At 64.6% G+C, this 12647-nt stretch carries 14 protein-coding genes and 1 other RNA gene; 8 read left to right on the top strand and 7 right to left on the bottom strand.

Annotation, left to right across the window (positions count from 1 at the left end):
- Window positions 1-118: 118 nt before the first annotated feature.
- From UP10_RS30080 to UP10_RS30065, 4 genes are all read right to left on the bottom strand, one after another.
- A complete protein-coding gene (locus UP10_RS30080) occupies window positions 119-619 on the bottom strand; it encodes an Lrp/AsnC family transcriptional regulator (protein WP_044540933.1) in 501 nt (166 codons plus the stop codon).
- Between the two features lie 76 nt (window positions 620-695).
- Complete coding sequence (locus tag UP10_RS30075; RefSeq protein ID WP_044590800.1) at window positions 696-1643, bottom strand: sugar kinase; 948 nt, start codon at window positions 1641-1643, stop codon at window positions 696-698.
- 80 nt (window positions 1644-1723) lie between these two features.
- Window positions 1724-2674, bottom strand: a complete 951-nt coding sequence (gene nudC / locus UP10_RS30070; protein ID WP_044590889.1) for an NAD(+) diphosphatase — start codon at window positions 2672-2674, stop codon at window positions 1724-1726.
- Window positions 2675-2679: 5 nt separating this feature from the next.
- Complete coding sequence (locus tag UP10_RS30065) at window positions 2680-3099, bottom strand: HIT domain-containing protein (RefSeq protein ID WP_044590799.1); 420 nt, start codon at window positions 3097-3099, stop codon at window positions 2680-2682.
- 96 nt (window positions 3100-3195) lie between these two features.
- On the opposite strand from UP10_RS30065, the gene ffs reads away from it, so the two are divergent.
- From ffs to UP10_RS30045, 5 genes are all read left to right on the top strand, one after another.
- Window positions 3196-3292, top strand: an RNA gene (gene ffs, locus UP10_RS42610) — signal recognition particle sRNA small type.
- A gap of 112 nt (window positions 3293-3404) precedes the next feature.
- A complete protein-coding gene (locus tag UP10_RS30060) occupies window positions 3405-5240 on the top strand; it encodes a DNA polymerase III subunit gamma/tau (protein ID WP_044590798.1) in 1836 nt (611 codons plus the stop codon).
- 45 nt (window positions 5241-5285) lie between these two features.
- Window positions 5286-5606: a YbaB/EbfC family nucleoid-associated protein gene (locus UP10_RS30055; protein WP_044590797.1), complete on the top strand. Its 321-nt coding sequence runs from the start codon at window positions 5286-5288 to the stop codon at window positions 5604-5606.
- The gene (recR, locus tag UP10_RS30050; protein WP_044590796.1) at window positions 5607-6212 is read left to right on the top strand and encodes a recombination mediator RecR; all 606 of its coding nucleotides are present in this window, start codon (window positions 5607-5609) and stop codon (window positions 6210-6212) included. It begins immediately after the preceding gene.
- 146 nt (window positions 6213-6358) lie between these two features.
- The gene (locus tag UP10_RS30045) at window positions 6359-6802 is read left to right on the top strand and encodes a hypothetical protein (RefSeq protein ID WP_502692264.1); all 444 of its coding nucleotides are present in this window, start codon (window positions 6359-6361) and stop codon (window positions 6800-6802) included.
- A 146-nt stretch (window positions 6803-6948) separates the two neighbouring features.
- Here the strand turns inward: UP10_RS30045 and UP10_RS30040 are convergent, their stop codons facing one another.
- From UP10_RS30040 to UP10_RS30030, 3 genes are all read right to left on the bottom strand, one after another.
- Window positions 6949-8313, bottom strand: a complete 1365-nt coding sequence (locus UP10_RS30040; RefSeq protein ID WP_044590795.1) for an AmpG family muropeptide MFS transporter — start codon at window positions 8311-8313, stop codon at window positions 6949-6951.
- A gap of 79 nt (window positions 8314-8392) precedes the next feature.
- Window positions 8393-8698: a GIY-YIG nuclease family protein gene (locus UP10_RS30035; RefSeq protein WP_044590794.1), complete on the bottom strand. Its 306-nt coding sequence runs from the start codon at window positions 8696-8698 to the stop codon at window positions 8393-8395.
- Window positions 8699-8776: 78 nt separating this feature from the next.
- Window positions 8777-9985: a DNA recombination protein RmuC gene (locus tag UP10_RS30030; protein WP_044590793.1), complete on the bottom strand. Its 1209-nt coding sequence runs from the start codon at window positions 9983-9985 to the stop codon at window positions 8777-8779.
- Window positions 9986-10155: 170 nt separating this feature from the next.
- On the opposite strand from UP10_RS30030, the gene def reads away from it, so the two are divergent.
- The 3 genes from def (at window position 10156) to truA (ending at window position 12483) form a co-directional block, all read left to right on the top strand.
- Complete coding sequence (gene def / locus UP10_RS30025; protein ID WP_044590792.1) at window positions 10156-10683, top strand: peptide deformylase; 528 nt, start codon at window positions 10156-10158, stop codon at window positions 10681-10683.
- Window positions 10684-10810: 127 nt separating this feature from the next.
- Window positions 10811-11746 carry a methionyl-tRNA formyltransferase gene (gene fmt / locus UP10_RS30020; protein ID WP_044590791.1) on the top strand — a complete coding sequence of 312 codons (936 nt, stop codon included), beginning with the start codon at window positions 10811-10813 and terminating at the stop codon, window positions 11744-11746.
- The gene (truA, locus tag UP10_RS30015) at window positions 11746-12483 is read left to right on the top strand and encodes a tRNA pseudouridine(38-40) synthase TruA (RefSeq protein WP_044590790.1); all 738 of its coding nucleotides are present in this window, start codon (window positions 11746-11748) and stop codon (window positions 12481-12483) included. Before fmt ends, truA begins: the two co-directional genes overlap by 1 nt.
- Window positions 12484-12647 lie beyond the last annotated feature (164 nt).

Raw genomic sequence — 12647 nt, 5'->3', positions numbered from 1 at the left:
GTTGCTGTCATACCCCGCGCATGCGGGGTATCCAGTACGCCGCGGCCTATCGGCTCAAGCACAACCGTCTCTGGAATACTGGGTCGCCCGCCTTCGCGGGCGACGACAGCATCGAAGATTACGCCGCCGGTACCGGCAGCGCGGTGACCGACTTGATCTTCTCCATCGCAAACCGCGAGGTGACGTTCTTCAGCGGCACCGCCGAGATCAGCTTCTTGTAGAAGATGTCATAGCTCGCCATGTCGGCGCAGACGACGCGCAGCATGTAGTCGACGTCGCCGGCCATCCGGTAGAATTCCATCACCTCGGGCATCGCGCTGACCGCGTCGGCGAATTTGCGCAGCCAGGCTTCCGAATGGTCGGCGCTCTCGACCGAGACGAATACTGAAATCCCGAGCCCGATCTTGTTCTGGTCGACCAGCGCCACCCGGCGTAGGATCACGCCGTCGGCTTCCAGCCGCTGGATCCGCTTCCAGCACGGCGTCGACGACAGCCCAACCCGGTCGCCGATCTCGGCGACGGACAGCGAGGCGTCCTCCTGCAGCACTGTCAGGATCTTGCGATCGATGGCGTCGAGGCGGCGGTTATTGTCGTGAAGCTGGATGGCGACATCGGACATAGAAGAAAGTTCCATATGAGAGGTTGATATCTCTCATATATAGAAAAATCTTCTCACGCAAGCGGTTCCTGATCGACTAGGCCGGCCGCACTTCCGCGTGCTGGCCCAAAAACGCTTCAACTTCAGTACGTTGCGGCGCAGCATAGGCGCCTCCAAAGCGGGTGCATTTCAGCGCTGCGGCGGCCGAGGCGAATCGCAGTGCCTGCCGCAGTTCCTGTCCCTCGGTGACAGCAAGCGCGAACGCCCCATGGAAGACGTCGCCGGCCCCGAGTGTGTCGACGGTATGGACCGGGAAGGCGGGGGTCTCCTCGAACCCGCCCTGCTCGTTGAGCCAGATCGTGCCCTTGGGCCCGCGCGTGCCCGCCAGGAAGGACGGGGTGAGCTTGGCGAGCTTCTGCAGCGCCTGACCGTCGTCGGTGACGTCGGCGGTCTCCTGCAGCGGCTCGCTGGAGAACACCAGGTGCGAGGAGGCGGTGAGCAGCCCCTCCCGCATCGACATCGCGCGGTCGACGTCGACGACCACGGGAATGCCGCGCTTGACGGCCTCGGCGCAAAGCTCGGTGCAGAACGGCGCACAGCGGCTCTCGGTCAGGATCGCTGCGCAGTCCTCCAGCAGCAGCTCGGTCGGTGGCAGTTGCACCTTCCAGAGCTCCGGATCGCGGAAGGTGACGATGGTGCGCTCGCCGGTGTCGTCGATCATGATGGCCGAGATCGGCGTGACCAGGTTCGGCATGTGGATGAGGTGGTTGGTCTCGATGCCCTCCTCCGCCATCTTGTCGAAGATGAAGCGGCTCGAGGTTTCCCGCGAATCGCCCATCGGTCCGCAGATCGAGGCACGGCCGCCCAGCCGGGCGATGCCGATCGCCGCGTTCAGGGCGTTGCCGCCGCAGATCTCATCGAAATGGGTCGCGTTCTCCTTGGAGCCGCGCGCCGGAACGTTGACGCGGAAGGTCAGGTCGCGCACCGGCAGCCCGATGCAGAGGATGCGGGGCGGGATCTTCGGGGCGCTGGTCTGAAAATTCATTCGCGAGTCCGTCATGACGGTTCCGCCGACATGCGGAACGGATAGCCCGGGTTAATCGACAGCGCCATGTCCGGTTCCCATTATTTGCCCGAGGCGTCTCCGCCATGCACCCATTGTCCAAGCAAATGATGGGCGATTGCAAACGGATGCGGACCGGCGAGGCCGTCCGGATGCTGCCGCTTGAGCATCAATGTCGCCTCCGCGCGGTCGAACCAGCGGGCGTCCTCCAGTTCGGTGCGGTCGACCACGATGTCCTCGTTGGTCGCACGTGCGGTGCAGCCGATCATCAGCGAAGACGGATAGGGCCAGGGCTGCGTCATGTAGTACTTCACGTCGGTGCAGCGGATTCCCGACTCCTCGAAAATCTCGCGCCGGACCGCGTCCTCGATGGTCTCGGCGGCTTCGACGAAGCCGGCGAGGCAAGAATACATGCCGGGCAGGAACTGCTTCTGGCGGCCCATCAGCACCTTGTCGCCCGATGTCACCAGCATGATCACCACGGGGTCGGTGCGCGGAAAATGCTCGGCCTTGCAGCTCGGGCATTCGCGCTTCCAGCCGCCGTCCTTCATCGCGGTACGGGTGCCGCAATTGGCGCAGAAGCCGTGGCGTTGATGCCAGCTCACCATCGATTTCGCCATCGCGATCGCCGAAAGCTGCTCGGGCGGCACCGCGCCCTGCATCGCCATGCCGCGCAGTTCGTTGACGGCGACGTCGCTGCGGCCGACCAGCTTTTCGGCCGCCTGCGGGGCGATGCCCATGCCGAACACCGGCGCGCTATCGCGCAGACCTAAGAAGATCGTGCCGGGATTGGCGCCGAAGCCACGGGCCTCCTCAAGCGAAAGCAGCGCACGGGCGCCGCCATCCTCCTGCTTCACCACCAGCGAGTCGCGATAGACCACATAGGCGCGGGCCTCGCGGTGGCCCTCGAGCGCGAACAGTTTCTCGTCATTGCTGCGCAGATGCGCGGCACGATCCAGCACATGGGTGACGAAGGCCGGTTGCCCGAGCGGAAAGGAATCGAATGCGGACATGAATTTCAACCCAACCAGATCTTGCGGCGAAGCGCGCTGATGAAATTTTGCACTTCCTCGGCGTCATGCGCCAGCGGCGGCATCACGCCCCAGACGGGACGCGGCCATGCAGCATCGCTGGTTCGGCGGGCGATGACGTGGACGTGAAGCTGCGGGACCAGATTGCCGAGGGCTGCGATGTTCAGCTTGTCGCATTTGGTGATCTCTTTGAGGGCTCGCGCAACGCGGGACACCTCCGTCATCAGCTGCGCCTGCTCGACTTCGTCGAGATCGATAATCTCGACCGCGTTATCGCGCCGTGGCACCAGCAGGAGCCACGGATAATGCGCGTCCTTGATGACCAGCACCTTGCTCAACGGCAAATCGCCGATGTCGATGGTGTCTTTTTTGAGCTGCGAATGCAGCGTCCAATTGGCTGATGGCATGAGGGGAAGTAATGCCTTTCCGTGTTCCCTTACAAGTCCCAGAAACCACGGTCAGGCCGCTTGCTTTCCGGCTCTTTTGGCCCCAAATAGAGACCGGGAGATTGGCGGTGGACGAGCCACTCGCCAACCGGGTCAGGTCCGGAAGGAAGCAGCCCTAACGAGGTCCGGATCGGGTCGCTCGTCAGTCTCCTACCTGTTTTTCCGAGCGAATCGCGCTGGAATGGCGGTGCCCGCGCCCGGCGTTTGATTTCGGCTCTTATCCGCAAGCCGGCTGCCAAGAGACCATCCAAGTTGCGGATCGACGCATGAACGACGCTGGCGACCCCACTGATCAGCCTGACGGCGCAGGCCAGAGCGGTTTCGACCTCGGCGGGGCGCCTGACGCCACCAAGCCGTACCGCGTTCTCGCCCGCAAATACCGCCCATCCAGCTTCGAGCACCTGATCGGCCAGGAGGCCATGGTGCGCACGGTCTCGAACGCGTTCGAGACCGGCCGGATTCCGCAGGCCTGGATCCTGACCGGCGTGCGCGGGGTCGGCAAGACTACCACCGCGCGCATCCTCGCCCGTGCGCTCAACTACGAGAAGCCGGACGGCTCGGTGAAGGGGCCGACCATCCACATGCCCGACCTCGGCGTGCACTGCCAGGCGATCATGGAAAGCCGGCACATGGACGTGCTGGAGATGGACGCCGCCTCCCACACCGGCGTCGACGACGTCCGCCAGATCAACGACAGCGTCCGCTACGCGCCGTCCAGCGCGCGCTACAAGGTCTACATCATCGACGAAGTCCACATGCTGTCGACGGCGGCCTTCAACGCCTTCCTGAAGACGCTGGAGGAACCGCCTGAGCACGCCAAGTTCGTCTTCGCCACCACCGAAATCCGTAAAGTGCCCGTCACGGTGCTGTCGCGCTGCCAGCGTTTTGACCTGCGCCGAGTGGAAGCCGATGTGCTGATGAAGCATCTCGGCAACATCGCAACGAACGAGGGCGTCAAGGTCGAGCCCGAGGCGCTCGGCATCATCGCGCGCGCCGCCGAAGGTTCAGTGCGTGATTCGCTGTCGGTGTTCGACCAGGCGATCGCGAATGCCGCCGGCGATGTGAAGGCCGATGCGGTCAGGCAGATGCTCGGTCTTGCCGACCGCACCCGCGTCATCGATCTCTTCGATTCGCTGGCGCGCGGCGATCTCGCCAGCGCCTTCTCCGAATTCCGTGCGCAGTACGATGTCGGCGCCGATCCGATCGTGGTGCTGTCAGACTTGGCCGAGTTCGTTAATTTCGTCACCCGCGTCAAGGTCGTGCCCGCGACCGCCGACAACGTCGCGTTTGGCGAGACCGAACGGGTGCGGGCCCGCGAATTCGCGGCGAAACTGTCGATGCGGGTGCTGTCGCGGATGTGGCAGATGCTGCTCAAGGGCATCACCGAGGTGCAGACCGCGACACGCCCGGCGGCTGCTGCCGAAATGGTGCTGGTGCGGATCGCCTATGTCGCCGATTTGCCGACGCCGGATGAAGCGATCCGGATGATCGAGCAGAATGGCGGTGGTGCCGCGCCCGCGACGACGGGCGGAACTGCACCGTCACGCGGTGCGCCGACATCGTCGATGTCTGCGATGCAGTCCGCGCCGTTGCGCGCCCCGCAGGGGGCGCCGCGCGCCGATCTCGCGCCGCGACCGCAAATGGTAGCGCCGGCCGCCGATTCGGCGCCGGCGTTGCGGATATCAAGCTTTCCGCAACTGATCGCGCTCGCCGGCGAGAAGCGCGACGTGCTGACCAAGAGCGCGCTGGAGGCCGATGTGCGGCTGGTCCGCATCGAGGACGGCCAGCTCGAGATCGCGCTCGAGCCGAAGGCCGCGCGCAGCATTGTCACCGATCTGTCGCGCAAGCTCGAACTATGGACCGGGCGGCGCTGGACTGTGATCATCTCGAACGCCGCCGGACAGCCGACGGTACGCTCGCAGAACGAGCTGGCGCGCAGCGAGCATCAGCGCACGGCTGAAGCCGATCCGCGCGTACAGGAGGTGCTGGCGCGTTTTCCCGGCACGCGGGTGGTCGAAGTGCGCCGCCTTGCGGCCGAGCCGCCGGACTCCGATCTGACCGGCGAAGACCCCATCGAGCCTTCCGACAGCGACGACGATTGATCCGCTCACCAGGACGCACGCAAGGACGCACCGAAGGACACACCAATGGCTGATTTTCTCGGCATGATGAAGCAAGCAGCGCAACTGCAATCCAAGATGCAGGCGATGCAGGAAGAACTCGGCAATGTCGAGGTCGAAGGCAGTTCCGGCGGCGGGCTCGTCGCGGTGCGCATGACCGCGAAGATGGAAGTGAAGGGCGTCAAGATCGATCCGTCGCTGATGAAGCCCGAGGAGCGCGAAGTGCTCGAGGATCTGCTCGTCACCGCACATGGTGATGCCCGCCGCAAGGCGGAGGCCGCGATGCAGGAGAAAATGTCGACGCTGACCGGCGGGCTCGGCCTGCCGCCGGGACTCGGTCTCACCTAAATGGCCGCAAGCGTTGCCGGCCCCGAGATTGAGCGCCTGATCCAGCTGCTGGCGCGGTTGCCGGGGCTCGGTCCGCGTTCGGCGCGACGCGCGGCGCTGCATCTGATCAAGAAGCGCGAAGCGCTGATGACGCCGCTGACGTCGGCGCTGCAGGTGGCGATCGACAAGATCCAGGTCTGCAAGACCTGCGGCAACATCGATACGCAGAATCCCTGCACGGTGTGCATCGATCCGCGCCGTGATCCCTCGATCATCGTCGTGGTCGCCGATGTCGCCGATCTCTGGGCGCTGGAACGCGCCAATGCGACCAATGGCCGCTATCACGTGCTGGGCGCGACGCTGTCGCCGCTCGACGGCATCGGCCCGCAGGATCTGACCATCGATGCGCTGGTGGCGCGCGCGCACGTATCAGAGGTCAACGAGATCATCCTGGCGCTCAACGCCACCGTCGATGGCCAGACCACGGCGCATTACATCACCGACTTGCTGTCGGAAGCCAACGTCCGGGTAACGCGGCTGGCGCATGGCGTCCCCGTCGGCGGCGAGCTTGATTACCTCGACGAAGGTACGCTATCCGCTGCCATGAGACAGCGCACGCTGTTCTAGAAGCACATTTGAAAGACTGGGCGGCGGACCATCAGATGGCCGCGACGCACTGAAAAGATACTGTTTAAACAATGTGATAGGGTGGGAACGCGATTCGGGGACGGGTCAATCGCGCGCTAAAGACATCAGATACGGAATCATTCGACATGATGAAACACCGATTCGGCGTACGCCAGAACTTTGCGATTCTGGGCTTTGCGATTCTGGCGTTGGCGTTGGCCGCGCCTGGCGTACGCGCGCAGCAGGACGTAGCGCCGCAAAAGGCCGGCAAGCTGATCAAGATCGGTGACGTGCTGTCGGGGGAACTCAACACCATGCGGGTGCGTGATCCTAAGAAGGCGGGCAAGCGCGTCCCGACCTATCAGATCACCAGCGAGCCACGCCGCCTGCCGCCGCCGAACGGCCTCTGCAACCTCGAGACCGGTCCGGAAACCTTCCAGCTCGTCCCGACCAGCGAGAGCCAGGCCACCCAGCTCAGGAGCCTTGCCGGCAAGGAGATCGCGGTGAAGGTCGACGAGGTCGCCTGCGCACAGGACGCCGGCCAGATGAGCGAAGCCGTCGTCACCAAGTGGACCGTGGTGACGAAGTAAGTGCCTACATCGCGGTGTCATCGCGCGGCCTGTGCGCAATTGCGCACATGGACTGGGCGACCCAGTACGCCGCGGCCTCTCCATTGAATCAATCGGCGTCTCTGGAATACTGGGTCACCCGTCTACGCGGGTGACGACACTGGTGGCTAAACTCTCACCGGCCCCAGTTCATCAAAATGCCCGCGCCGCTGTAGCCAGACCAGCAGGATCAGGCTCGGGATCGCGACCAGCACGCAGATCACGAAGAAGGCTGGCCAGCCCACGGCTTTCGCCACATAGCCCGCGCCCGATGACAGATAGGTGCGGCCGACCGCGGCCAGCGCGGTCAGCAGCGCATATTGGGTCGCGGTGTGCAGCGGATTGCGGCACAGCGCCGAGAGGTAGGCGACGAAGATCACGGTGCCGATTGCGCTGGTGAAGTTTTCCGCGGTGATGGCGAGCGCCAGCGCCCACTGGTTGACGCCGACATGCGCGAGCCAGGAGAACGACAGATTGGCGAGTGCCTGCAGCACGCCGCCGATCCACAGGCTGGTTGCGAGCGAATAGCGCCGCGCCACAAAGCCCCCGGCAAAGCCGCCGATCAGGGTCGCGGCAAGCCCGACGCCCTTCACAATCGCGGCGTAGTCGACCTTGGAAAAGCCGATGTCGATCACGAACGGCGCGGTCATGGTGCCGGAAAACGCGTCGGTGAATTTGAATAGCACCACGAAGGCGAGTGCGGCGAACGCGTTCTTGCGGGTCAGAAATTCCGAGAACGCGCCGGCCGCCGCCAGCAGCACGCGTTCGGCCGCGGTCTGGGCATGCGTGGCCGCCTCGGCATCTCTCGATTGCGCAGGCTCGGTCGCGGCGAGTGCGGTGACCGTGCCGATCAGGATCAGTGCGGCCATCACCACATAACCCCACATCCAGGCCGACGAGCGTGCCAGGCCCGTCGTCTCGAAGCCGGCGACGATGAACAGCGTGCCCGCCGTCGAGACCAGCATCCCGATGCGGTAGGCTGCGACGTAGGACGCCATGCCGGCGGCCTGCTCGCTTTCAGGCAGGCTCTCGACGCGGAGGGCGTCGACCACGATGTCCTGCGTCGACGATGCCGTCGCAACCAGCAGCGCGGCGAAGGCCGCGAACCACGGCGATCGCGCGGGGTCGGACATTGCAAGCACGAGGATCGTTGCGATCAGCAGCAACTGAGAGAAAAGGAGCCAGCCGCGGCGGCGCCCAAACCGCTGCGTGAACAGCGGCACATGCATGGCATCGACCAGCGGCGCCCAGAGGAATTTCAGCGTGTATGGCGTGCCGATCAGTGCGAGCAGTCCGATCGTGCCGAGGTCGACACCGGCCTCCTTCATCCACACCTGCAGCGTCGAGCCCGACAGCGCCAGCGGCAGGCCTGAGGAGAAGCCAAGCAGCAGCACGATCAGCACGCGCGGCTGCAGATACACCGCGAAGCTGTCGCGCCAGGAGGGGGGGGCGGGCTTTTGCAGTGGAGTTTCGGTCGCTTCAGGAGCGGTCATGAAGCAGTTGGTAGCAGATTCGAGCCAAAAAGAAGGTGTCATCGCCCGGCTTGTCCGGGCGACCCAGTATTCCAGAGGCCTACCCGCCTCCCGCAGCAATCTCCGGATAAAGATCAATCCAGCCCGGATTGTCTTTCTCGATAAGGGAAATCTTCCACGCGCGAGGCCATTTCTTCAGCCGCTTCTCGCGACGAATCGCCTGTTCGATATCCTCGAATATCTCGAAGTACACCAGCCGGTTCACGTCGTATTGCTTGGTGAAGCCGCCGACGAGCTTCAGCTTGTGCTCTCCAACCCGCCTGATGAGGTCATTGGTCACACCGATGTAGAGCGTGCCGCCGATGTGGCTGGCGAGGATGTAAACGTAGTAGCTGCGTGCTCCCAATTGCCGCCTCTGGGATACTGGGTCGCCCGGTCAAGCCGGGCGATGACGCCATTTGTGTGGTGAAAGCAGCGTCGGACACTACTCCCCCGCCTGCAGCTTGCGCGGGGCAGGAAACAGCTCTGGCGCCGCGCTCTTGACGAAGCGGGGGACTTCGACGGGTGCCTCGGACTTGCTGAAGTCGAGCTCCTCGATGCGGCCGGCGCGCTTTTCGATCTTGTCGGCGGAGATCAGGATCTGCCTGACGTCCTCGTTGACCTGGCCGAAATGATTCTGCAGCTTGAGCACGCGCTCGCGCAGGCGGCTGAGATCGTCGCCCAGATGCATCACCTCGTTGCGGATCTGGTCGGCGGCGTCGCGGATGCGGGCGTCCTTCAGGATCTGCTGCATCACCTGGATCGCGAGCATCAACAGTGACGGCGACACCAGCACGACGCGGGCGCGATAGGCCTTCTGGACCACGTCGTCGAAGCCATCATGGATTTCGGCGTAGACCGATTCCGACGGCACGAACATCAGTGCGGTGTCCTGGGTCTCGCCGGGGATGAGATATTTCTCCGCGATGTCGCTGACATGCTTCAGCACGTCACTGCGCAGCCGCTGGCTGGCGAACTTCCGTTCCTCGTCACTGCGCGCATCATGCAGCGCGGTCATTGCCTCCAGCGGAAATTTCGCGTCGATGCAGAGCGGCCGCTGATCGGGCAGGAACACCACGCAGTCCGGCCGCTTGCCCGTGGTGAGGGTGTGCTGGAACTCGTAGGAGCCCTTCGGCATACCGTCCTGGACGATCGCCTCCATCCGCGCCTGGCCGAACGCGCCGCGCGACTGCTTGTTGGCGAGCACGTCACGCAGGGTCGTCACCTGGGTGGTGAGCTCGCTGAGGTTCTTGTGGGCATGATCGATGATGCCGAGCCGCTCGTGCAGCACCCGCAAGGAATCCATCGTATTGCGCGTCGAATTTTCCATCGACTGGCCGACCCGGTGGGTGACCGAATCCAGCCGCTCGTTGACGGCGCGCGCCATCTCGGCCTGGCGGCCGGCCAGCGACTGCGCAATCGCATCGGCCCGGCCGGACGCCTCGGTCTGGGCGCGCAGCACGTCGGCGAGCCGCTCCTCCAGCTCGTCGGCGCGGATGGTCTGAGCGATAGCGATTTCCGCACCGCGCCGGCTCGATCGCGCGATCACGATGGCGATCACCAGCAGCAGGACCAGTGCGAGCGCGCCAAAGGCGACCAGCACGTCAGAAGCGCGGACCGGCAGCTCGCCGATCATGAAAAGAATCTCATTCATGCCAGCCGTTGTAGCCGATTCGCAGCTGACGCCGAACGAAAAGGGAACATTTATGGTTAATGCTTCCTTTATTTTCCTGGCTAATTTGTCCTGAAGAAACGTGGTTAAGGCGGGCTTAACCGGCCTTGGTTCGGATTGACCCTCGCAGATCAGCGGCTTAAATCGCGCGCATGGCACTTAGAGAAATCATCATCCTGCCGGACAAGCAGTTGCGGCTGGTGTCGAAACCTGTCGAGACGGTGACGCCGGAGATCCGCAGGCTCGCCGACGACATGTTCGAGACCATGTATGACGCGCCCGGAATCGGGCTCGCGGCGATCCAGGTCGCGCAGCCGCTGCGCCTGATCACCATGGACCTCGCCAAGCGCGACGAGAGCGGCGAAACGACGCCGCAGCCGCGCGTCTTCATCAATCCCGAGATCATCGCGCATTCGGAAGACCTCTCCGTCTACGAAGAGGGCTGCCTGTCGATCCCCGAATATTACGAGGAGGTCGAGCGGCCGGCGCGGGTACGCGTGCGCTACCTCGATCTCGACGGCAAGCTGCACGAGGAGGATGCGGAGGGCCTGTTCGCCACCTGCGTCCAGCACGAGATCGACCACCTCAACGGCGTGCTGTTCGTGGACTATCTGTCGAAGCTGAAGCGCGACCGCGTGCTGAAGAAGTTTGCAAAGGCCGCCAAGCGCGCGTCGGACTAGCCGCACGCTCCGCCGTCATGGCCGGGCTTGACCCGGCCATCCACGTCTTGCTTCGCTGTCGAAGAACGTGGATGCCCGGGTCAAGCCCGGGCATGACGGAAACTCTTCTTTCTGCCGAGTAAGCCTCATGCCTCTCCGCCTGATCTTCATGGGCACGCCCGATTTCGCGGTGCCCACGCTGCTGGAGCTCGTGGCGCACGGCCATGAGGTCGCGGCCGTCTACACCCGGACGCCGAAGCCGGGCGGCCGCCGCGGCCTGCAATTGCAGCCCACGCCGGTCGAGCAGGAAGCGCGGCCGCTCGGCATTCCCGTGTTGACGCCAAAGACGCTGAGGACGCCGGAAGCGCTGGAGGAGTTTCGCGCCCACGATGCGGATGCGGCGGTCGTCGTCGCCTATGGCATGATCCTGCCGCAGTCCATCCTCGATACGCCCAAGCTCGGCTGCTTCAACCTGCACGCCTCGCTGCTGCCGCGCTGGCGCGGCGCCGCGCCGATCAACCGCGCCATCATGGCGGGCGACGCCGAGAGTGGCGTGATGGTGATGAAGATGGATGTCGGCCTCGACACCGGCGACGTCGCGATGGCCGAGCGGCTGGCGATATCGGACAGCATTACGGCGTCAGATCTCCACGACGCGCTAGCGCCGCTCGGCGCGGATTTGATGGTCCGCGCCATGGGCGCGCTGGAGCGCGGGCGATTGCAGCTCACCAAGCAGAGCGAGGACGGGGTCACCTACGCCGCCAAGATCGACAAGGCCGAGGCGCGGATCGACTGGAGCAAGCCGGCACACGCGGTGCTGCGGCATATTCATGGGCTGTCGCCGTTTCCCGGTGCGTGGTGCGAATTGGCGGATGACGGCGGGCCGGTGCGTCTGAAAATTCTGCGCTGCGAATTGACCAAAGGCTCGGGTGCGCCCGGCGACGTGCTCGACGACGATCTTGCGATCGCCTGCGGCGACGGCGCGATCCGCCTGCTCGAACTGCAGCGGGAAGGCAAGGCGCGGATGAAGGCATCAGACTTCCTGCGCGGCACGGCGTTGAAGCCGCCGGCGCGGCTCGCCTGATGCCTCGCTACAAGCTCATCATCGAATATGACGGCACGCCGTTCTCCGGCTGGCAGATCCAGGACACCGCGCCGACCGTGCAGGGCGCGATGGAGAAGGCGGTCAAGGCGATCTGCGGCGAGGACGTGCGCGTCCACGGCGCCGGCCGCACCGATGCCGGCGTGCACGCGCGCGGCCAGGTCGCGCATTGCGACATCGCAAAGCCGTTTCCGCCGGGCCGCCTGCGCGACGGGCTGAACGCCCATCTGCGCCCGCATCCGATCGGCGTGCTCGCGGCCGACATCGTGCCAGACGATTTTCAGGCGCGCTTCTCGGCGAGGAAGCGGCACTATCTCTATCGCATCACCAACACGCGCGCCAACCTTGCGCTCGACATCGCCCGCACCTGGCGCGTGCCACGTGCGCTCGACGCGGATGCAATGCACGCGGCCGCGCAGCGTCTGCTCGGCAAGCACGATTTCACCACCTTTCGCGACACCGAGTGCCAGGCGAAGTCGCCCGAGAAGACGCTCGATCAGCTCGACGTCACGCGCAATGGCGACGCCGTCAACATCGTCACCTCGGCGCGCTCGTTCCTGCACAGCCAGGTGCGCTCGATGGTGGGATCGCTGGTCTGGGTCGGCGAAGGCCGCTGGAGCGCGGACGATCTCGCCACAGCACTCGCCGCCCGCAACCGCGCCGCCTGCGGCCCCGTCGCGCCGCCGGACGGCCTCTATCTGATGCGGGTGGATTACTAGAGCGTTTTCGAGCGAAGTGGATACCGGTTCGCGTGAAGAAAACGGGTCAAAACAAGAATCTAGAGCCCCGTTCCGATTCCATCGGAACGGAAAAGGCTCTAGTTCGCCCGTCATACCCCGCGAAGGCGGGGTATCCAGTATGCCGCGGCGGCAGATGGTGAACG

The organism is Bradyrhizobium sp. LTSPM299 (genome assembly GCF_000938235.1).
In the GTDB taxonomy this organism is placed as follows: Bacteria; Pseudomonadota; Alphaproteobacteria; order Rhizobiales; family Xanthobacteraceae; genus Bradyrhizobium.
This window is presented reverse-complemented; position numbering and strand designations above follow the sequence as displayed.

Excerpts from the sequence above, each read along its gene's own strand:
- truA (WP_044590790.1), top strand. The coding sequence starts at position 11,746 with ATGCCTCGCTACAAGCTCATCATCGAATATGACGGCACGCCGTTCTCC.
- UP10_RS30080 (WP_044540933.1), bottom strand. The coding sequence starts at position 619 with ATGTCCGATGTCGCCATCCAGCTTCACGACAATAACCGCCGCCTCGAC.
- UP10_RS30030 (WP_044590793.1), bottom strand. The coding sequence starts at position 9,985 with ATGAATGAGATTCTTTTCATGATCGGCGAGCTGCCGGTCCGCGCTTCT.
- UP10_RS30040 (WP_044590795.1), bottom strand. The coding sequence starts at position 8,313 with ATGACCGCTCCTGAAGCGACCGAAACTCCACTGCAAAAGCCCGCCCCC.
- nudC (WP_044590889.1), bottom strand. The coding sequence starts at position 2,674 with ATGTCCGCATTCGATTCCTTTCCGCTCGGGCAACCGGCCTTCGTCACC.
- recR (WP_044590796.1), top strand. The coding sequence starts at position 5,607 with ATGGCCGCAAGCGTTGCCGGCCCCGAGATTGAGCGCCTGATCCAGCTG.
- UP10_RS30075 (WP_044590800.1), bottom strand. The coding sequence starts at position 1,643 with ATGAATTTTCAGACCAGCGCCCCGAAGATCCCGCCCCGCATCCTCTGC.
- fmt (WP_044590791.1), top strand. The coding sequence starts at position 10,811 with ATGCCTCTCCGCCTGATCTTCATGGGCACGCCCGATTTCGCGGTGCCC.
- UP10_RS30055 (WP_044590797.1), top strand. The coding sequence starts at position 5,286 with ATGGCTGATTTTCTCGGCATGATGAAGCAAGCAGCGCAACTGCAATCC.
- UP10_RS30060 (WP_044590798.1), top strand. The coding sequence starts at position 3,405 with ATGAACGACGCTGGCGACCCCACTGATCAGCCTGACGGCGCAGGCCAG.
- UP10_RS30045 (WP_502692264.1), top strand. The coding sequence starts at position 6,359 with ATGATGAAACACCGATTCGGCGTACGCCAGAACTTTGCGATTCTGGGC.
- UP10_RS30065 (WP_044590799.1), bottom strand. The coding sequence starts at position 3,099 with ATGCCATCAGCCAATTGGACGCTGCATTCGCAGCTCAAAAAAGACACC.
- def (WP_044590792.1), top strand. The coding sequence starts at position 10,156 with ATGGCACTTAGAGAAATCATCATCCTGCCGGACAAGCAGTTGCGGCTG.